An 18,445-nucleotide genomic window follows, 5' to 3' on the forward strand; every position below is an offset into this window, starting at 1 on the left:
CCGTCCGCCGAGAGACGACGTGGCTGGGGTCATTCCTTGTCCGCCGCGACCTCCACCTCGAGCTCCGCGGACAGGCTGGCGAACGTGCTGTACTCGATGGCGCCGGCCCCGTCGCCGTCGCCCGCCTCGCACCGGTCGATGAGACGCTCGTGACGCGCGATCGACTCGCGTGCGGCCGACGACGAGAACCGAACCCTCTCGGCCCGCCGCAGGACGGGGACGTACTGGTCGAGCACCGAGGTCAATGCTCGGTTGGCGGCGAGTCTGACCGGAACGCTGTGGAGCTCCCCGTCGGCCTGGAGGGCGGCCACCACGTCACCCGCCGCGATCGCCTCGGCGAAGCGGTGGTTGGCGTCGCGCATCTCGTCGATGTCGAACGGAGTGAACCGGTCGATCGCCTCCCTGACCGCCGCCGCGTGCATTGCCGCCACGACGACCCGAGCGTCGTGGACGTCCTGGACCTGGAGTGAGCTCACGGTGGTCGACCGACCGGGCCGCGCGACCACCAGACCCGCGTCGGCCAGGCGCAGCAGCGCCTCACGCACCGGCGTACGGCTCACGCCGAGGCGAGCGGCCAGCTCGCTGTCGCGCAGCTGCTCTCCGGGCGCCAGAGCGCCGTCCACAATCCCGTCGCGCAGGCGTCGGTAGACGTCGTCGCGCAGCAGGCTCCGGTCGATGGTGACCGAGTTGTCCGGGAGCGGCATGCGATATATTACACATCGCGCATCGCGTGTACGGCAAGGCGATTGTCAGCTGACCCGAGGAGAAACCATGTCGCTGCGGGACTTCCGCCGCTATCCGTTGCTCTTCGGCCCGAGCCCGATCCATCCCTTGGACCGGCTCACCGGGCATCTCGGCGGCGCCCGCATCTGGGCCAAGCGCGAGGACTGCAACTCCGGCCTGGCGTACGGCGGCAACAAGACCCGCAAGCTCGAGTACCTCGTGCCCGACATCCTCGAGCAGGGAGCGGACACCCTCGTCTCCATCGGCGGCTACCAGTCCAACCACACGCGCCAGGTCGCGGCCCTCGCCGCCCGGCTCGGCCTGAAGGCCGTCCTCGTCCAGGAGCGCTGGGTCGACTGGCCCGATCCGCTCAACGACCGGGTCGGCAACATCATGCTGTCGCGCATCATGGGCGCCGAGGTGCGCCTCGACCCGTCCGGCTTCGGCATCGGAGTCAAGGGCAGCTGGGAGCAGGCGCTCGAGGACGTCCGCGCGCGCGGCGGCACGCCCTACGGCATCCCGGCGGGCGCGTCGGACCACCGGCTCGGCGGGCTCGGCTTCGCGAACTGGGCGTTCGAGGTCCAGCAGCAGGAGCGCGAGCTCGGCGTCTTCTTCGACACGGTCGTCGTCTGCGCGGTGACCGGGTCCACCCAGGCCGGCATGATCGCCGGATTCGCGCTGCAGGACCGACCGCGGCGCGTGATCGGCATCGACGCCTCCGCCGAGGTCGACGCGACTCGCGCCCAGGTCGCTCGCATCGCGCGGGGCACCGCAGAGCTGATCGGCCTCGGGCGCGAGCTCACCGACGACGAGATCACCGTGCTCGAGGGGTGGGCGGGCGACCGTTACGGCATCCCCGTGCAGTCCACGCTCGATGCCATCGGGCTGTCCGGCCGCCTGGAGGGGATGATCATCGACCCCGTCTACGAGGGGAAGTCGATGGCGGGTCTCGTCGACCTGGTGACGAGCGGCGAGATTCCGCGCGGATCGAACGTCCTCTACGCCCACCTGGGCGGTCAGCCGGCGCTCAACGCCTACAGCGCTCTCTTCACCGCCTGAGCGACTGACGAGACGGTCACCAGGGCGACGGCTCGTAGTCCTTCACGAAGCAGCCGTAGAGGTCTTCCCCACGCTCGCCGCGCACGACCGGGTCGTAGACCCGGGCCGCACCGTCGACCAGGTCGAGGGGCGCGTGCCACCCCTCCGCAGCGATCCGGAGCTTCTCCTGGTGAGGACGCTCGTCGGTGATCCAGCCGGTGTCGACGGCGGTCATCAGGATCTTGTCGGCCTCGAACATCTCACCCGCACTGGTACGGGTCATCATGTTGAGCGCCGCCTTGGCCATGTTGGTGTGGGGGTGGCCAGGGCCCTTGTAGCGACGGGAGAACTGCCCCTCCATCGCCGAGACGTTGACGACGTACGCCCGTCGGGCGCCCGCCTGGACCGCCGCGCGCATCGCCGGACGGAGCCGGGAGACCAGCAGGAACGGTGCGATCGAGTTGCAGAGCTGGACCTCCAGCAGCTCCAGCGGGTCGACCTGGTCGACGACCTGGGTCCAGGAGTTGGTCGTCTGCAGGTCGGGGAGCAGCCCGCCGGCGTCCACGGCGGTCCCGTCGAGGTGCGCAGCCAGGGACGCCGAACCGGCCGAGAGCGCCAGCGCGGTGATCGAGGCCGCCGTGTGCGCGGCCTCGGCGACCTCGAGCGACTCCCCCTCGTGATGGGCCACGGCCGCGGTGGACAGCGCTCCGGCGATCGCAGCGGGGTGGGCCTCGGAGACGCCGTCGAAGGAGACCATCTCGGGCAGCGCGGTCTGATCCGGAAGGGGTGCACCCTCCATCTCGACCAGACGCGAGTACGCACCCGGCGTCCGCCGCACAGTCTGGCAGGCGTTGTTGATCAGGATGTCCAGCGGTCCCGCCGCGGCGACGTCGTCGGCCAGGCTGATCACCTGGGCGGGGTCGCGCAGGTCGATACCGACGACCTTGAGACGGTGCAGCCACTCGGGCGAGTCCTCCATCGCGGCGAAACGGCGCACCGCGTCCTTGGGGAACCGGGTGGTGATGGTGGTGTGCGCTCCGTCGCGAAGCAGGCGCAGCGCGATGTACATGCCGATCTTCGCGCGGCCGCCGGTGAGCAGGGCGCGCTTGCCGGTGAGGTCGGTCCGCTGGTCACGCTTGGCGTGCGACATCGCGGCGCACCGAGGGCAGAGCCAGTGGTAGAACGCGTCGACGAGAGTGAAGTCCTCTTTGCAGATGTAGCAGCCGCGCGCGGTGATCAGCTCGCCGGCGAAAGCACCCGGCGCGTGCGAGACCAGCGGGATACCGGCGGTCTCGTCGTCGATCCTCATCGGGGAGCCGGTGGCCGTCTTCTCGATGATCTCCTGGTCGTGTCGCTGCCGCTCCTGGCGGATCTCGTCGCGACGAGCCTTCTTGATCAGCTTGTACATGAACGACGCCTCGCGCTTGACCGTCCGGATGTCGGGGTGGTCGGGGTGGAGGTCGGGGAGCTGTCGGAGGACCTTGAGGGTGGTCGCGAGGTCGTCGGGGTCGATGCGGGGCTGATCGTGCACCCAGGGATCCTACGTCACCGCCCCTGGCGGTCTTCGAGGTCGATCCCCGCGGCGTCGTACGATGACGAGGTGAGTGAGACCCACGCGGGTGCGAGCGAGCCGGGCACCGAGAACGACATCGGCTGGGCCCTGGGCGTGCTTCTTCGCACCTACCGGGACGCCGTCGCGCCGGCGCTGGGCAGCTTCCCCCACGGGCCTCGCGGCTACCAGACCATGCTCGAGGTGCTCGAGGGCGACAAGCCCAGCCAGCTGGCCCTGGCCAACCATCTCGGCATCGACCGCACGGTGATGACCTACCTGATCGACGACCTCGTCGAGGCGGGTCTGGTGGAGCGGCGACCCAACCCCAACGACCGTCGCCAGCGCCAGATCGTGGCGACCGATCGCGGGCGCCGGGCCGTCGAAGACCTCTACCGCGAGGTCTCGGGGGCGGAGCGCCAGCTGCTCAGCGCCCTCGACGACGACGAACGCGCGAGCTTTCGCCGGCTCCTCTGCAAGGCGGCGTCGACGACGACGGGCGACCCGGACTTCGATCCCTGTCTCGAGGCTGCCGAGGCGTAGCCCGGCGCTCCATCGCGGCGGGACGCCCGTCGTCGTGGCGTCTACGACGCCAGCGAGCCCTGGCCGTACGGTTCGCTGCTGCCGCGCAGGTGGAGGGTCACCGAACGCGCCCCTCGGCGCGCCGCCTCGTGCGACTCGGCCAGCTGGTGCTGCGCCAGCTCTCGGAGCTCTGCCATCGCCGGCGTGACCTCCGCCAGCGTGAGCTCGGTCTCGATCACGTCGAGATCCAGCCCCCACAGGTCTTCGAGCATCCGCCGCATCCAGCCGGTCGCGTGGTCCCAACCGGCGCGGGGCGTGCCGGGACTGTAGCCGCCGCCACGCGCGGTCACGAGGAAGGCAGGCCGTTGCTCGAGGGTGCCTGCGCCCGGGGCGAACCTGGGGTCGGTCGACACCAGGTCGAACCACGTCTTGAAGTGCTGGGACACGCCGAAGTTGTACATGGGGACGGCGAAGATGAGCGCGTCCGCCGCCACGAGCTCGTCCGCCAGCTCAGCGGCGACGGCGAGCGCCTCGCTCTGCGCCGTTGTCCGCTCGTCCTCGACCGTCCCACTGGCATAGGCGGCGGCCCCCCAGTGTGACGCGTCGATGGGCGCGGTCCCGATGTCGCGGCGTACGACCTCGACCGCGGGGATCTCCTCGACGACGGCGGCCTGCAAAGTGTCGGCGACCGCCCGGGTCACCGACCCCTCGATCCGAATACTTGAATCAAGCCTGAACAGCGTGCCCATGGGCGAGCCTCTCTCGAATTCGTCTGCTTTCTAGATCATCATGACATATGATGATCTGAGACCAAGAAGCCGCGGTCGTCGGGGGGAACACGACGGCCACCGCCGGCGTTGTGGCCATCTGCGTCAGAGATGATCTATGACAGCGATGAGTGGGGACACGTGCAGCTAGGCATTCTGCTCGACACGCAGTGGGCGAGCGGAGCCCACGAGTCGGCGACAGCGCTCGCCCAGCGAGCGGAAGCAGGTCGGCTCGATCTCGTCGTCGTGGGTCCAGGCGACGCCGAGGGCATCCGGACGGACACTGCCCTCGACCCGTGGACGACGGCCGTATGGGTCGCGGCTCACACGGGTCGCATCGCCCTTGGCGTCGCCGGGGACCCGTCGGCACCCGACCCTTCGGACCACGCCGCGCGCACGGCGCCGTACCCCGAGGTCGTCGCAAAGGCTCGGCAGACCCTCGAGTCCCTGGCCGGCGTGCGCCTCGTCGCCGACGCCGGCTGGGTCGTCGCCCCCGAAGGGGCTGAGCGTGCCCAGATCCTCGCGCTGGCCGACCACCACGACCTGCCGGTCGTGGTCCCAGTCCGCACCGCGCACGACGTCGAGCGGCTCATCCCCTTTGCGGCGAGCCACGGCGGCAACCCGTCCGGGCGATCCGTGGCGGCACGGTCCAGGCGGCGTCCGGGGATCGACTACGACGGGCTGCCCGAATCGCTGCGTCGGACGGCGATCGAACCGGGTGACGACAGTTTCTCCGCCGTCCGCTCCACCTACCTGCGGTCGGGAGCGCCCGGTCTCGTGCTCCGGCCGCAGACGCCCGACGAGGTCGCCGATGCGGTCGTCTTCGCGCACCGGCACCGCCACCTGCCGCTGGGCGTACGCAGCGGAGGGCACGGCATCAGTGGCCGCTCGACCAACGATGGCGGACTGGTGATCGACGTCGGTGCACTGGACGGCATCGAGGTCGTCGACCCCCGCCGTCGGCGAGTGCGCGTCGGCCCGGGCGCCACCTGGAAGGAGGTCGCCGCAGCTTTGAACTCTCATGGTTGGGCGCTGGGCTCGGGTGACTATGGAGGCGTCGGCGTCGGCGGACTCGCCACCGCGGGTGGCATCGGCCTGTTGTCGCGCCGCCACGGTCTGACCATCGACCACCTCCGCTCGGCCGATCTCGTGCTTGCCGACGGACGTCAGGTGCGCGTCTCCGACCAGGAGCACCCCGACCTCTTCTGGGCGGTGCGAGGCGCAGGCGCCAACGTCGGTATCGCCACGTCGTTCGAGTTCGAGGTCGACGAGGTCGACGACGTGGGGTGGGCCAAGCTCGTGCTGGTCACCGACGACATCGAGCAGGCGCTCCTGACGTACGGCCGGCTCGCTTCGTCGGCTCCCCGCGACACCACGGTGTTCCTTGTCACCGGACGCCCGCGCGACGGGCAGTCGGTCGTCCAGCTGTATGCGCTGGTCGACTCCGACGACGCCGACGTGATCGTCGAGCGCCTGACACCGTTCGTGGCTCTCGGAGACCTGGTTCGGCAGGAGGTCGTTCTGACCCGGTATGCCGGCGTCATGGCGGAGGCGGAGGACGTCGGGCCCGACGGGCATCACGGATACGGCGAACCTGTGTCGAGGTCCGCGCTCCTGCCCGAGCTGACACCCGCCTTCGCTCGCGACGCCGCACAGCTGCTCCACAGTGGCACGGTCGCGTACTTCCAGCTGCGCGCGATGGGAGGCGCCATCGCTGACGTGCCACCGGACCGCACAGCCTTCGCACACCGTCGCTCGGCGTTCCAGGTGACGGCGATGGGTCGCGACCACGGGGCTCTGGACCCTGCCTTCGATGCGTTGGCCGTTCACTTCCACGGCCTGTACCTCAGCTTCGACACCGACCTGCGACCCCAGCGTCTCGACGATGCGTTCCCACCGCCCGTCCTCGCCCGGCTCCGCGAGACCAAGGCCCTCTACGACCCCGACAATCTCTTCCGGGACAACTTCAACATCGCCCCCACCGTCGACCTGACGGTGTCACACGCGGGCTGACGAAAGGACCACCATGACCGACTACGGGCACGAGCTTCTGTTCGGCACCTTCGTCACGCCGCGCTCGCGCGATCCCCACCATGTGCTCGAGCTGGCGGTCACCGCCGACCGCGCCGGCCTCGACCTGGTGACCTTCCAGGACCACCCGTACCAGCCTGCGCTGCTCGACACCTGGACACTCCTGGCGTACGCCGCCGCCCGGACCGAGCACGTCCACCTCAGCGGCAACGTCCTCAACCTGCCGCTCCGACCTCCCGCCGTGCTCGCCCGGGCTGCCGCCTCGCTCGACATCCTCAGTGGCGGGCGCTTCGAGCTCGGTCTCGGCGCGGGCGCGTTCTGGGAGGGCGTCGCCGCCATGGGCGGGCGTCGCCTCACCGCAGGCCAGGGCGTCGCGGCTCTCCGCGAGGGCATCGAGATCGTCCGCGAGATCTGGGACACCGGGCAGCCGGGCGGCGTGCGCGTGGACGGCGACTACTACCGGAGCGTCGGCGCCAAGCGCGGACCGCAGCCGGCCCACGACATCGCGATCTGGGTCGGCGCCTACAAGCCGAAGATGCTCGCCCTGACCGGCGCGGTGGCCGACGGCTGGCTCCCGACGATCGAGTATCTCGAGAACGGCACCGCGTCGCTTCCGGAGCTCAACGGCCGGATCGACGATGCTGCTGTCGCCGCCGGACGGTCACCGAGCGACGTGAGGCGGCTCCTCAACATCATGAACGTCGGTTTCGACTCCACGGCCGGAGGCATCCTCGGCGGCCCGCCCGCACGCTGGATCGACAACCTCGTCGACCTCGCCCTGACCCACGGGATCACGGCCGTCCTGATCGGCGGGGACGACGTGGCGACGACCGAGCGGTTCGCCGCCGAGGTTGCGCCGGCCGTGCGCGAGACGGTCGCGAGCGAACGCGCTCGTCGGCTCAGCCACCCTTAGGCGCCCCCTCGCGTTCGCCTGAGCGGGCGGCGATCTCGGCCCGCAGGCTCTTCAGCGCCGGGACGTAGATCTCGGAGAAGGTCGGGAACGGTTGGATCGTGTCGGTGAGCACGTCGAGCGGGACGCGTGCTCGGATCGCGAGGGTCGCCTGCTGCAACCACTCCCCGGCGTCCGGCCCGAGGGCGTAGGCACCGGTGAGCCGCTCACCGTCGCTGAGGAGGGTGAGGAATCCGTCGCTCTCGGCGTACGCGCGCGTGTACGTCGCGGTCTTGGCGACGTCGGCGAGCATGACCGTGCTGCTGAACGCGGCCTCGTCGGCGCCGACCGCGGCGGCCTGCGGGTCGGTGTAGACCACGCGCGGGACGGCGTCGTAGCTGGCTTCACGCGACTCGCCCAGGATGTTGGCCGCGACGACCTCGCCCTGGTACTTGCCGACGTGCGTCAGGGGCCAGAGCCCGGTGACGTCACCGATCGCCCACAGGCCGTCGGTCACGCGCAGCCGCCCGTCGACGGGAACCCCGTGGGCGTCGGCCTCCACCCCGACGGTCTCGAGCCCGATCCCGGACAGGCGCGGACGGCGACCGGTCGCGACGAGCAACCGGTCGCCTCGGACCTCACGGCCGTCGTCGAGGCCGAGGACGTAGTCCTCGCCCTCCAGACGCGCGCTCGAGGCCTTCGCCGACAGCACGAGCTCGATGCCCTCGCGACCCAGAGTCCGACCGAGGGCTTCCCCGAGCGGCGCCGCCTCCCGGGCCAGGAGGTGTGGTCCCGTGTCGACGACGACGGCTTCGCCACCGAGTCGACGTACGACCTGGGCCATCTCGACCCCCACCGGGCCTCCGCCGAGGATCAGGAGACGACGGGGGACGACCTTCATCGAGGTGGCCTCGCGGCTGGTCCACACACCGTCGAGCTCGCGCAGACCCGGCACGGGCGGGACGAACGGTTCGGCGCCGTTGGCGAGGACGACGTGGTCCGCGGTGTGGCGGACGCCGTTGACCTCGACGGCACCGGGGCCGGCGAGACGTCCGCTGCCCCGGATCAGGGTGATCGAGCTGTCGGCGAGCCAGCGCTCCTGGCCGGCGTCGGAGTAGTCCGACACCATGAAGTCGCGCCAGGCGAGCGCGGCTTCGACGTCCACCTCCGCCGTCGCGGCCGCGTCACGGGCCCCCTGGACCGCCTCCCCCGGGCGCAGCAACGTCTTCGAGGGGATGCAGGCCCAGTAGGAGCACTCGCCGCCGACCAGCTCGCGCTCGACCACCGCGACCCGCAGGCCTCCTTCGGCGAGTGCACCTGCGCAGTGTTCCCCCGGCGAGCCGCCGCCGAGCACGATGACGTCGAAGTCGCTCACGTCGGCAGCTCCTCGCCCGCAGCCTCGCTGACCATGTACAGCGCGTACCACGCGGGCCAGTCGGCGTCTTCCTCACCGGTCCGCGCCTCGTGCTCGCCGTGGGCGGCGGCGGCGCGGCGTAGGGCGTCGGCCAGCTCGTCGGCCGAGGAGTAGATCGTCGCCATGTCGGGTGTCCTCTCAGCGTCCGGGAAGCCGGGTCTTGATCTCCTGCACGATCCAGCCGTTGCCGTCGGGGTCGGCGAAGGAGAGGAACGACCCGTAGTCGGCGTGCCCGTCGGCCGGGCCAGCGACGCGACCGTCCGTCCCGGCGTGGTGGAAGATCCCGGTCGTGTCGTGGAACACCTCGCTCACGTCGGCGCCGCCCTCTTTCAGCGTCGCGCGTGCGTCGTCGATGTCGTAGACCGCCAGCTGGAGGCCCTCGGCGGATCCGGGAGCCGCCCCGCTCACACCCTCACCGAAGATGATCGAGCACCCCGACCCCGGAGGTGTCAGCTGCACGACGCGATATCCGTCCTCGACCGCGAGATCGGCGTCCAGTCGCCAGCCCAGCCCTTCGTAGAACTGCTTCGCTCGGTCGACGTCCCCGACGGGGATCACGACGACCTCCAGCCTCATCTCCCCCGGTTGGACCGGCGGGCTCCCAGCAGTGGTCCCGGATGACTCGACAGTGCTCACAGCGGCCTCCTCGGCACAAGCTCGAACGGCCAGACGGTGGAACTCGATGACAGTGGCTCGAAGACCTTCCCGAGGTGGCCCCTCCCGTATCGTTCTACGCCACGTCCGATATGTCCATGCCGTGGTACAAACCCGTTCGGACGGTCTCACGAGGGGCGGCCGGCGGCGGGGCGCTCGATGTCGTCGTAGCAGCGCACGGCGGCGATCCGGCCATCGTCGGCACGCTCGAAGACGGCGAGGCCGGCCTGGGGCGGCCACTCTCCGCGCGTGCTCACGTCGTTGTACTCCACCACGCACCGCACGCCGTCATCGGTGGCCTGACAGCACTCGAGCGCCACGCCGTCGCCCGTACCGAGCAGGCGGGAGTAGAACGAGCGCAGCCCGTCCTCGCCGCGATGGACGTCCGGCTCTCCGACCGCCTCACGGAGGTATCCGTCCTCGGCGAACGTCGCCACGACCTCGTCCACGTCTCCGGCTTCCAGCCCGGCGAGGTACCGGCCGACGACACCGTCCGGGCGGACGGCGCCGGGCCCGAGAAGGGGTGCTCTCGGGTGGCGACGCCCGTCGACGACGACCTGGCTGCAGTACGTGCGCAGGTCGAGCGAGTAGCGATCGGTCGCCTCGGCGACGACGGCGACCGGCCACGCGACCGCCGTTCCGGAGATCTCCAGACGGGCGAGGAGCTCCACGGCGGCGCGTGACCCGTCGGCAGTCGACGACACGGTCTCGATGCGTGCATGACGAGCCCGCAACCACTCCTGGTTCGTGGCGACGAACCGGCGGAGCTCGCGGTGGCCAGTCACCTCTCCAGCACGCGGGTCGTGGACGACGATGCGCCCCGGCCAGGCGGCTTCGAGAGCATGCGGGGAGCCGTCGGACAACGCGGAGAGATAGCGCGTCACCGGGTCCTCAGACTCGTACGGGAGCGACTGGCGCCGCGCGAGCTCGGCAGAGCTGACGAAGTCCGGGAACCACGGCATGCCCACACCTTCCTCCAACGATCAGTGCGGCAGAGGCGTGAGCATGCCACGCGAACAGTTCCGGCGCGTCCAAGGATGCATGCCTTGCCGCCACCGGTCCATGATCCCGTTGCCCGTGAGCTCGTCGACGATCAGCGGACGAAGCGGACTCGGTCGACGGAGACTTCTGGCGGGCGGGTCGCGCGCTGGGACGGGTTTATGCTCTGGCAGACGGCGCTGCAGATGCAGGTAGCGTTTCCAGGGGGCGAGATGTCACTGCAACGGGACCCGCGGATTCGGTTGCGTGGTCGCGGGAAAGAGTGTGCGGCGCTCTGCGCCTATGTCGAGGCAGCGCGGTCTGGCGATAGCCGAGCGGTGGTACTACGCGGCGAGGCCGGCATCGGCAAGACCGCGCTGCTCGACTACGTGGCCGGCCACAGCCCTGGTTGTCAGGTCATCCGGGCGGTCGGTATCGAATCGGAGATGGAGTTGCCGTTCGCGGCGGTCCATCAGCTCTCGCAACCGCTCCTCGACGGTCTCGAGCAGCTGCCGTTACCGCAGCGCGAGGCTCTCGAGACGGCGTTCGGCCTCAGTCCTGGACAGCCGCCCGATCGCTTCTTCGTTGGGCTGGCCCTGCTGAGCCAGCTCTCCGGACACGCCGAGGCGCGGCCTGTGGTCTGCCTCGTCGATGACGCCCAGTGGCTGGATCGGTCCTCGGCCCAGGTGCTCTCGTTCATCGCGCGACGTCTTCACGTTGAGTCGGTTGTGATCGTTCTTGCCGAGCGCGACGGAGACGCCCCGAGTGAGTTCGAGGGGCTGCCCGAGCTGCGTCTCCACGGGTTGTCGAACGACGACGCGGGAGAACTGGTGACATCGGCGACACTCGGCCCGCTCGACAAGCTGGTGCGCGATCGGATCATCGCCGAGGCTCGTGGCAATCCGCTCGCTTTGCTCGAGCTACCTCATGGGCGATCGTCGGTCTCCCTGGCAGGCGGTTTCTCTGTCCCGGACAGGATGCCCTTGCCCGGTCGAATCGAAGCGAGCTACCGCCGACGTCTAGCGCTGCTTCCCAGCGCGACGCAGCTCCTGCTGCTCGTGGCGGCGGCCGATCCAGTCGGTGATCCCAACCTACTTTGGCGGGCGGCCTCCGAGCTCGGGGTCCCAGTTGAAGCGGCGGCGCCCGCAGCGGCGGAAGATCTGCTCGAGATCGCGGCGCGCGTGGAATTTCGCCATCCGCTTCTGCGCTCCGCCATCTACCGAGCTGCGTCGCCGACGGAGCGCCGTAGCGCGCATCGCGCGCTGGCTGCGGCTACCGATCCCGAGATCGACCCTGATCGTTGTGCCTGGCACCGCGCTCAGGGTTCGCTCGGTCCCGACGATGACGTGGCCGCCGAGCTCGAGCGGTCGGCCGGGCGGGCGCAGGCTCGCGGTGGTCTCGCCGCGGCGGCTGCCTTTCTGCAGCGCTCGGTCGCGCTGACACAGGAGCCGGCGCGACGGGCAGACCGCGCGTTGGCCGCAGCCCAGGCGAGCCTCGAGGCCGGCGCGTTTGACGCGGCGCTCGGACTCGTGGCCGCCGCAGAGGCAGGACCGCTTGACGACCTCGGTCGAGCCCGCGTGGACCGGCTGCACGCCGAGGTCGCGTTTGCCCAAAACCGAGGCGGCGAAGCTCCCCTGCTGCTGCTTCAGGCTGCTCGGAAGTTCGAGACGCTGGACGTCCGCCTGTCACGCGACACTTATCTTGATGCGTGGGCCGCAGCGCTCTTCGCCGGCCGGCTCGCGGGTGAGGGTGGCAGCCTCCTGGACGTCTCACGGGCCGTGGCGACTGCGCCCGATCCACTGAATCATCCACTTCCGTGCGATCTGCTTCTGGAAGGTCTGGCGTTGGTCTTCACCGACGGACGCCCTGCAGCCGTGCCCGCGCTGCGGCGCGCGGTCGCTGCGTTCGTGAGTGGCGATGTCTCCGAGGATGAGGTGCTCCGATGGGGCTGGCTGGCGTCACGGGCGGCGAACCTGATCTGGGACTACGACCGAGGTCTCGAGATCGGCATGGCGGCCGTCAGACTCGCCCGCTCCTCCGGGGCGCTCGAGGCCCTCGCCGTCGTGGACAACGCCAGTGGTCAGGCCGCCGCGGCCGGCGGAGACTTCGCGAGTGCCACGCTGTTGGCGGCGGAGGTGGAGACCATCAAGGAGGCAACCGGCACCCGCATCGCCCCGCACGCTGCGCTCGCGCTCGCGGGAATCCGAAGCCGCGAGGCCGAGGCCTCTGAGTTGATAGCAGCTGTCACCGCGGACGCCACTGTCGGTGGACAGGGGACAGCTGTCCAGTACGCGTGCTGGGCGAACTCCGTGCTCATGAACGGTCTCGCTCGCTATGAGGAGGCACTCCCGGCGGCTGTGGAGGCTAGCGAGCACACACCAGAGCTGCACGTCGCTTCGTGGGCGTTGAACGAGCTGATCGAGGCTGCCACCCGGACCGGTCGCGCCGAGCTCGCGACGGATGCTCTCAATCGACTCGGCGAGCACATCGAGACCTGCGACACCGATTGGGCGCTCGGGATTCATGCCAGGTCATTCGCGTTGCTGAGTGATGGTGACGCTGCCGAGTCGCTGTATCGCGAGGCGATCGACCGCCTGAGCCGGACGCAGCTCCGACCGGAGCTCGCCCGCGCCCACCTCCTCTTCGGCGAGTGGCTCCGCCGCCAGCGCCGGCGCGTCGACGCCCGGGAGCAGCTGCGTACCGCCCACGAGATGCTCGTCACGATCGGCATGGAAGGGTTTGCCGAACGTGCGCGCCGCGAACTTGTCGCCACCGGTGAGAGGGTGCGCCGACCCACCGTCGAGACGCGAGACCGTCTGACGGCCCAAGAAGCGCAGATCGCCCAGCTGGCGACCGAGGGTCTGACGAACCCCGAGATCGGGGGTCGGCTGTTCCTCAGTGCGCGGACGGTCGAGTGGCACCTGGGTAAGGTCTTCGCCAAGCTCGGCGTGAGCTCCCGTAGAGAGCTCAACGCCTAGCTTTGTCCGCCAGCACGCTCGTTGCGCCCGTCAGTCCCGCCGAACGGACGCCTACCCCGCAACCCTGGACTCCGCGAGGGCGCCGAACGGAGCCAGGAACTCGGTCAACGCGGCGATCAGTGCCTGGGGGGCCGCCTCGGCCACCCAGTGACCGGTGCCGGGAACGACCAGGGTCTCGACGTTCTCGGCGATGGCCGACAACGCCCCGCCGACGGCTCCTCCCCAGCTCGACTCGCCACCGATGCCGAGGACGGGCATCGTCAGCTTGCGGGCGCCGCGTTCTCCGTTCTGCGCCATGGTCTCGTCCCAGGACCGGTAGAAGCCGAAACTGCCCGTCAACGCCCCGGGGACGGAGAGGCTCTGGACGTAGTAGTCGATGGCAGCGTCGGGGACCTGGCCCCCCTGAATGGTGAACTCGTAGCCGAAGAAGATCGCCTCGCGGCCCTCCACGAGCTGTTCGGCAATCTCACCGGCCCGGTTGAAGGCGATGTGCCAGAGCTTGTTGTTGAGGTGACGGGGAGTGAAGAGGGGCGGTGAGTGGTCCGGCGTCGGAGGCCCCGGGACCTCGGCGAGGGCCACCCGCTCGACCCGGTCGGGGTAGTCCGCGGCGAGGGCGTAGCTGATCACCAGACCCGTGTCGTGTCCGACGACCGCGAACCTGTCGTGGCCGAGCTGGACCATCAACGCAGCCAGGTCGCTGGCGAGCGTCGCGGAGTCGTATCCGTCAGCGGGTTTGTCGGTCAGGCCGATGCCGCGTTGGTCGACGGCGACCACCGTGTAGTGCTGTGCGAGCGCCGACATGACGTGACGCCACGCGTACCAGTTCTCCGGCCAACCGTGTACCAGAAGGAGCGCGGGTCCGGCCCCACCGATCACTGCGTGCTGGCGGATCCCGTTCGCCTCGACCAGCTGGCTCTTGAACGTCGTGGTGAATCCGTCCGGGAGGTCGGGAGCCTGCGAGACCGAACCGAACGCCGCGGACTCCGGGTACAGCGACAATGCGTTCATGAGAGAGTTCCTTTCAACTTCTCTGACAGTCAGCACCGTGCGGTGCCAGCAGTTGAACCTTGACTTTCATGACGCCTCGCTCGCACCAGGGAGCACCCTGGTCCGGCACCGGGCCTTGCGCCCGAGAGGCTCGATGAGACACCGCCTCACGAGGTGGCGGCGAACGGCCGCGGGAGTTGAGGTCGAGGCGCGACTCGGCCATGGCTCAGGCGTTTTGGAGGGGTGAAGACGCCCGCTCCGCCGAGCCTGACCAGGTCGTCGAGGTCGTAGGCCAGGTCGCCGGCACCGATGCTCACGGTGTCGTCGAAGACCTCCGTCGGCAGTGGCCGGTGAGGGTCGTTCAGGAGCTTCAGTCGATGGGCTGCCGCGCGATGAGCGTCGCGCGCCGCGGTCGCGGGGTCGATCGACATCGCGCGTCGCGAGGGAAACCCGTACGACCTCTTGCCGCTGCATCGATTCGGGAGGACCGTGTGATCAAGAACGGCGAGCCAAGGAGTCGACCCCATGACGGCCCACACCGAGGACCCGCCGCCCCGCCGCGGGAGGCTGCTGGATCAGACCGTCGTCGTGATCGGCGGGAGCGCAGGCATCGGCCTCGAGACCGCGCGCGAAGCACGGATCGAGGGAGCCGATGTCCTCCTGGTCGGCCGTGACGCCGACCGACTGGCGGCGGCGGCAGAGGAGGTCGGTGCCCGGCGGACAGCCGCCTTCGACGCCCACGACCTCGATGCCGTACGCGGGTTCTTCGCCGACCTCGAGCAGCCGGTCGACCACGTCATGGTCACGGCCGGGAACCCGTACTACGCCTCCCTGTGGGACACCGACTTCGGCGAGGCGGGACGGGCGCTGCAGGACCACCCGCTGCTCCTGGCCGGCATCGCGCGGTACGGCGCACCCAGGGTACGCCCCGGTGGCGCGCTCCTCTTCATGGGCGGGACCGGAGGCCGTCATCCCAGCATCGGGATCGGTGTGACGTCCGCGATGACCGCAGCCCTCCCCGCGCTCGCCGCCAGCCTCGCCGTCGAGGTGGCACCCGTACGCGTGAACCTCATCGCCGCCGGCTTCGTGAACACGCCACTGTCGGCACGGCTCCTCGGGGACGGACTCGAGGAGAGGCTCGACGAGCTGCGGCGGACGGTGCCGACCGGGAGAGTCGTCGAGCCGGAGGACGTCGCCGCCCTGGCCGTCCACATCATGACCAACCCGGCGCTCACCGGAGCGACGTTCGACATCGACGGAGGCCAGCAGCTCGTCGCCGCGCCACCGTCACAGCCGTAGGAGATCAGACGATCAGGACGACGCCGGCGACCACCACGGCGGAGGCCACGACGCGCTGCCGGCCCATCGGCTCGTGCAGCAGCGCGGCGCCGATCACGGCACCGAAGACGATGCTGGTCTCCCGCAGCGCCGCGACCGTGCCGAGATCTGCCTGGGTCTGTGCCCAGAGCACCAAACCGTAGCCAGCCGTGGCGATCAGTCCCCCGCCCAGTCCCCGGATCCAGATCGTCCGGTCGAACGACAGCACGCGCCGCCCTCGGACAGCCGCTGCCACGACCAGGAATCCGAGCCCCATGATCAGCTGCAACCAGAACACGTAGCCCAGGACCGCGTCGGCCCTCCTCACCCCGAGGCCGTCGACGACCGTGTAGCTGGTGATGGCCACCCCGGTGGCAACGGCGGAGGCCACCGCCGGCCAGGCGGGCGCCGGACGACGCGAACGAGTGAACACCAGGGCGAGCAGCCCCGCGCAGACCAGCAGGATGCCGAGGAGCTGACCACGACCGGGCACCTCGTGGAGGAAGAGGAGTCCGAAGACGGTGACCAGGAGCGGACTGGTGCCCCGAGCCAGCGGATAGACCTGGTTGAAGTCACCGACGCGATAGCTCCAGGTCATCAGCAGCATGTAGACCACGTGCAGCACGCCCGAGATCGCCAGGTACGGATACGAGCTCGGGTCCGGGGAGGGCACGACGGCGACGCCCACCGCCCCGAGGACGACCGAGACGGTGGACATCGCCGCGAAGCCCGCGACGCGATCGGACGTCGACTTCGCCAGGGCGCTCCAGGTCGCGTGCAGGAGGGCTGCCACCAGGACCACGATCACGACGCTCACGCACGTCAGACGACACCATCAGCCGCGATGTGACAAGGGCCGGAGATGTCGACGTCCTCGGCGACTCAGGCGGTGGCGCGAGGACGGCGGCGCACCGGCCGCCGAATCGCCGAGCCGGGCTTCGACGCGAGGAGCGGGTCGAAGTCGTCGGTGATCTCCGTCAGGCGGGTCTCATCCACGAAGACGGCGCCGTCGTTGACCTCCTGGACGAGGTCGCGGCCCAGCACGGCGCCGGCCGTACCCATCCCGCCGTAGATCGTGGCGTTGATGCCGAACATGTGCTCCGTGCTCCCGCCCGCGAGGAACAAGCCCGGGATGTGGGTGGTGACCCGCGGACGGAACGGGCCGAGGTTCTTGAGCAACGGCGCGATGCCGTAGCAGGAGCCGCCGGTCGTGAGGGTGAAGCGCTCTTGGGTGATGGGGGTGGACGCCTCACAGAAGACCATCCGCTCCCGGATGTCGGGGATCATGAGCTCGGCGGTGTCGAGCACGCGCTGCGTGAGCTCCTCCTTGAGCTGGAGGTAGCGCTCGTCACGGCCGTAGCTGCCACCGTCCGCCGGGCCCGTCTCGACGTTCCAGAACCCGTAGTCCTTCGGCGCCCAGCTCACGAGCTCGAGCGTCGAGTAGCCGGGAGGCGCCGAGTGGGTCCCCGCCGGGTCCTTGGCCGTCGGGCAGCTGATCCCCACCGGCATCTGCTCGGGGCAGCGACTCGCGGCGACCTCGCGGTAGTAGCCGTCGACGTCGTTGTTCGGCCACACCCAGGCGAGCGGCGGGGTGTCCCGCTCGCGCAGGTCGACGTCGAGAGCGACGTACACCGCGAACATCGGCAGCGTCATCTCCAGGCCGTCCAGCTTGCGCCGCAGCCTGCGGGTCAGGTGCTGGTCGCCGACCAGCTCAGACCACGTCTTCTTGAAGTCGGCGGCCGAGACGACGACCTCGGCGCGGATCTCCTCGCCACCCTGGAGGCGTACGCCGACGGCCCGGCCGTCCTCGATCACGATCTGCTCGACCCTGGCCTTGGTCCGGACCCGCCCTCCGTACGACTGCACGACGTCGGTGAGGTGGGCGCCGATCACCTGACCGCCGCCGCGCGGGTAGTACGCACCGGCCTGGAGGTAGTGGTGCAGGAAGCCTGCGTGCATGGCGGTGGGCGTCCGGTGCGGGGGCCACGTGTAGTCGCCGTTCTCCGCGAGGATGACCGCCTGGGCGTCGGCGCTGAGGCCGCACGCCGCCATCAGCGTCGTGATGGGCCGTACGCCCCAGCGCAGCAGCGCCCACGGGCGCCGGCGCGGTCGCTCGCCGGCCGCGATCGTCCGCATCACCCGTACGCACCGGCGCAGGCCGGCCTCCTCGTCGGGGAACGCCGCGATCAGGCGCTCGAGGTAGGTGTCCCAGCCGGTCGGTGTCTGGAACGTCGTGCCGGGGATCATGATCTGGCAGTGCCCCTCGGGCCGCTGACGCAGCCACTTGATGCGCTCGGTCAGCGCGAGTCCTGAGAGCGCCGTCTGCATCCGACCGCCAGGGCCGCACTCGCCGACGTAATGGGTGCCGACGTCGAACTCGAACTTGTTGCCGGCGCGGCGGAAGACCTGGGTGCTGCCGCCGACCACCTGGTTGGCCTCCAGCACGAGCACCCTCTTGCCATTGGCCGCGAGGTACGCCGCGCAGGTCAGTCCCCCGGGTCCGGCGCCTACCACCACCGCGTCCCAGGTCTCAGGGCCGGTCTCGGGTGTGGATGTCGGAGGCGGCGCGGTCTGCGTCATGAGAGGATCACTTTCGGA

The 18,445-nt window shown here is 70.1% G+C and carries 17 protein-coding genes; 6 read left to right on the forward strand and 11 right to left on the reverse strand.

Translation table 11 applies throughout. The annotated features are described in order from the left end of the window. Nucleotides 1-29: 29 nt before the first annotated feature. Nucleotides 30-704: a GntR family transcriptional regulator gene (locus KV097_RS12075; protein ID WP_220343985.1), complete on the reverse strand. Its 675-nt coding sequence runs from the start codon at nucleotides 702-704 to the stop codon at nucleotides 30-32. 67 nt (nucleotides 705-771) lie between these two features. Between KV097_RS12075 and KV097_RS12080 the strand changes: the two genes are divergently transcribed. After that, nucleotides 772-1,782: a 1-aminocyclopropane-1-carboxylate deaminase gene (locus KV097_RS12080; RefSeq protein ID WP_220365982.1), complete on the forward strand. Its 1,011-nt coding sequence runs from the start codon at nucleotides 772-774 to the stop codon at nucleotides 1,780-1,782. A 16-nt stretch (nucleotides 1,783-1,798) separates the two neighbouring features. On the opposite strand, the gene KV097_RS12085 is transcribed toward KV097_RS12080, so the two are convergent. Next, a complete protein-coding gene (locus KV097_RS12085; protein ID WP_220365983.1) occupies nucleotides 1,799-3,292 on the reverse strand; it encodes an SDR family NAD(P)-dependent oxidoreductase in 1,494 nt (497 codons plus the stop codon). Between the two features lie 69 nt (nucleotides 3,293-3,361). Between KV097_RS12085 and KV097_RS12090 the strand changes: the two genes are divergently transcribed. Continuing rightward, nucleotides 3,362-3,853 carry a MarR family winged helix-turn-helix transcriptional regulator gene (locus KV097_RS12090; RefSeq protein WP_220365984.1) on the forward strand — a complete coding sequence of 164 codons (492 nt, stop codon included), beginning with the start codon at nucleotides 3,362-3,364 and terminating at the stop codon, nucleotides 3,851-3,853. A gap of 41 nt (nucleotides 3,854-3,894) precedes the next feature. On the opposite strand, the gene KV097_RS12095 is transcribed toward KV097_RS12090, so the two are convergent. Then, complete coding sequence (locus tag KV097_RS12095; protein ID WP_220365985.1) at nucleotides 3,895-4,581, reverse strand: FMN-dependent NADH-azoreductase; 687 nt, start codon at nucleotides 4,579-4,581, stop codon at nucleotides 3,895-3,897. Between the two features lie 159 nt (nucleotides 4,582-4,740). Between KV097_RS12095 and KV097_RS12100 the strand changes: the two genes are divergently transcribed. Together KV097_RS12100 and KV097_RS12105 are read left to right on the forward strand one after the other, a co-directional pair. Next, nucleotides 4,741-6,612, forward strand: coding sequence for an FAD-binding protein (locus KV097_RS12100; protein WP_308289412.1), 1,872 nt, complete (start codon nucleotides 4,741-4,743; stop codon nucleotides 6,610-6,612). A gap of 13 nt (nucleotides 6,613-6,625) precedes the next feature. After that, nucleotides 6,626-7,543, forward strand: coding sequence for an LLM class flavin-dependent oxidoreductase (locus KV097_RS12105; RefSeq protein ID WP_220365986.1), 918 nt, complete (start codon nucleotides 6,626-6,628; stop codon nucleotides 7,541-7,543). Here the strand turns inward: KV097_RS12105 and KV097_RS12110 are convergent. From KV097_RS12110 to KV097_RS12125, 4 genes are all read right to left on the reverse strand, one after another. Then, nucleotides 7,530-8,894: an NAD(P)/FAD-dependent oxidoreductase gene (locus KV097_RS12110; protein WP_220346441.1), complete on the reverse strand. Its 1,365-nt coding sequence runs from the start codon at nucleotides 8,892-8,894 to the stop codon at nucleotides 7,530-7,532. The genes KV097_RS12105 and KV097_RS12110 overlap by 14 nt on opposite strands. After that, nucleotides 8,891-9,058 carry a hypothetical protein gene (locus KV097_RS12115; RefSeq protein WP_220343977.1) on the reverse strand — a complete coding sequence of 56 codons (168 nt, stop codon included), beginning with the start codon at nucleotides 9,056-9,058 and terminating at the stop codon, nucleotides 8,891-8,893. The genes KV097_RS12110 and KV097_RS12115 overlap by 4 nt, the downstream gene beginning before the upstream one ends. 13 nt (nucleotides 9,059-9,071) lie before the next feature. After that, nucleotides 9,072-9,569, reverse strand: a complete 498-nt coding sequence (locus tag KV097_RS12120) for a VOC family protein (RefSeq protein ID WP_301022474.1) — start codon at nucleotides 9,567-9,569, stop codon at nucleotides 9,072-9,074. Nucleotides 9,570-9,715: 146 nt separating this feature from the next. Beyond that, nucleotides 9,716-10,549, reverse strand: a complete 834-nt coding sequence (locus KV097_RS12125; RefSeq protein ID WP_220346440.1) for a nuclear transport factor 2 family protein — start codon at nucleotides 10,547-10,549, stop codon at nucleotides 9,716-9,718. Between the two features lie 198 nt (nucleotides 10,550-10,747). On the opposite strand from KV097_RS12125, the gene KV097_RS12130 reads away from it, so the two are divergent. Further along, nucleotides 10,748-13,543: a LuxR family transcriptional regulator gene (locus KV097_RS12130; RefSeq protein ID WP_220346439.1), complete on the forward strand. Its 2,796-nt coding sequence runs from the start codon at nucleotides 10,748-10,750 to the stop codon at nucleotides 13,541-13,543. Nucleotides 13,544-13,594: 51 nt separating this feature from the next. Here the strand turns inward: KV097_RS12130 and KV097_RS12135 are convergent, their stop codons facing one another. Further along, nucleotides 13,595-14,551, reverse strand: coding sequence for an alpha/beta fold hydrolase (locus KV097_RS12135; RefSeq protein ID WP_220346438.1), 957 nt, complete (start codon nucleotides 14,549-14,551; stop codon nucleotides 13,595-13,597). Between the two features lie 146 nt (nucleotides 14,552-14,697). Continuing rightward, nucleotides 14,698-14,961 carry a hypothetical protein gene (locus KV097_RS12140; RefSeq protein ID WP_220365987.1) on the reverse strand — a complete coding sequence of 88 codons (264 nt, stop codon included), beginning with the start codon at nucleotides 14,959-14,961 and terminating at the stop codon, nucleotides 14,698-14,700. Nucleotides 14,962-15,055: 94 nt separating this feature from the next. On the opposite strand from KV097_RS12140, the gene KV097_RS12145 reads away from it, so the two are divergent. Then, complete coding sequence (locus KV097_RS12145; protein ID WP_220346437.1) at nucleotides 15,056-15,829, forward strand: SDR family oxidoreductase; 774 nt, start codon at nucleotides 15,056-15,058, stop codon at nucleotides 15,827-15,829. A 4-nt stretch (nucleotides 15,830-15,833) separates the two neighbouring features. Here the strand turns inward: KV097_RS12145 and KV097_RS12150 are convergent, their stop codons facing one another. Together KV097_RS12150 and KV097_RS12155 are read right to left on the reverse strand one after the other, a co-directional pair. Beyond that, nucleotides 15,834-16,664, reverse strand: a complete 831-nt coding sequence (locus tag KV097_RS12150) for a DMT family transporter (protein ID WP_220346436.1) — start codon at nucleotides 16,662-16,664, stop codon at nucleotides 15,834-15,836. Between the two features lie 65 nt (nucleotides 16,665-16,729). Further along, on the reverse strand, nucleotides 16,730-18,427 hold the full coding sequence (locus KV097_RS12155; RefSeq protein WP_220365988.1) for an NAD(P)/FAD-dependent oxidoreductase: 1,698 nt from the start codon (nucleotides 18,425-18,427) through the stop codon (nucleotides 16,730-16,732). Nucleotides 18,428-18,445 lie beyond the last annotated feature (18 nt).

Source organism: Mumia sp. zg.B17 (genome assembly GCF_019550915.1).
Classification (GTDB): domain Bacteria; phylum Actinomycetota; class Actinomycetes; order Propionibacteriales; family Nocardioidaceae; genus Mumia.

Bases quoted from the DNA above. Each gene is read 5' to 3' on its own strand.
- KV097_RS12140 (WP_220365987.1), bottom strand. From the start codon at position 14,961: ATGTCGATCGACCCCGCGACCGCGGCGCGCGACGCTCATCGCGCGGCA.
- KV097_RS12135 (WP_220346438.1), bottom strand. From the start codon at position 14,551: ATGAACGCATTGTCGCTGTACCCGGAGTCCGCGGCGTTCGGTTCGGTC.
- KV097_RS12145 (WP_220346437.1), top strand. From the start codon at position 15,056: ATGACGGCCCACACCGAGGACCCGCCGCCCCGCCGCGGGAGGCTGCTG.
- KV097_RS12115 (WP_220343977.1), bottom strand. From the start codon at position 9,058: ATGGCGACGATCTACTCCTCGGCCGACGAGCTGGCCGACGCCCTACGC.
- KV097_RS12105 (WP_220365986.1), top strand. From the start codon at position 6,626: ATGACCGACTACGGGCACGAGCTTCTGTTCGGCACCTTCGTCACGCCG.
- KV097_RS12095 (WP_220365985.1), bottom strand. From the start codon at position 4,581: ATGGGCACGCTGTTCAGGCTTGATTCAAGTATTCGGATCGAGGGGTCG.
- KV097_RS12130 (WP_220346439.1), top strand. From the start codon at position 10,748: ATGCTCTGGCAGACGGCGCTGCAGATGCAGGTAGCGTTTCCAGGGGGC.
- KV097_RS12155 (WP_220365988.1), bottom strand. From the start codon at position 18,427: ATGACGCAGACCGCGCCGCCTCCGACATCCACACCCGAGACCGGCCCT.
- KV097_RS12125 (WP_220346440.1), bottom strand. From the start codon at position 10,549: ATGCCGTGGTTCCCGGACTTCGTCAGCTCTGCCGAGCTCGCGCGGCGC.
- KV097_RS12075 (WP_220343985.1), bottom strand. From the start codon at position 704: ATGCCGCTCCCGGACAACTCGGTCACCATCGACCGGAGCCTGCTGCGC.
- KV097_RS12080 (WP_220365982.1), top strand. From the start codon at position 772: ATGTCGCTGCGGGACTTCCGCCGCTATCCGTTGCTCTTCGGCCCGAGC.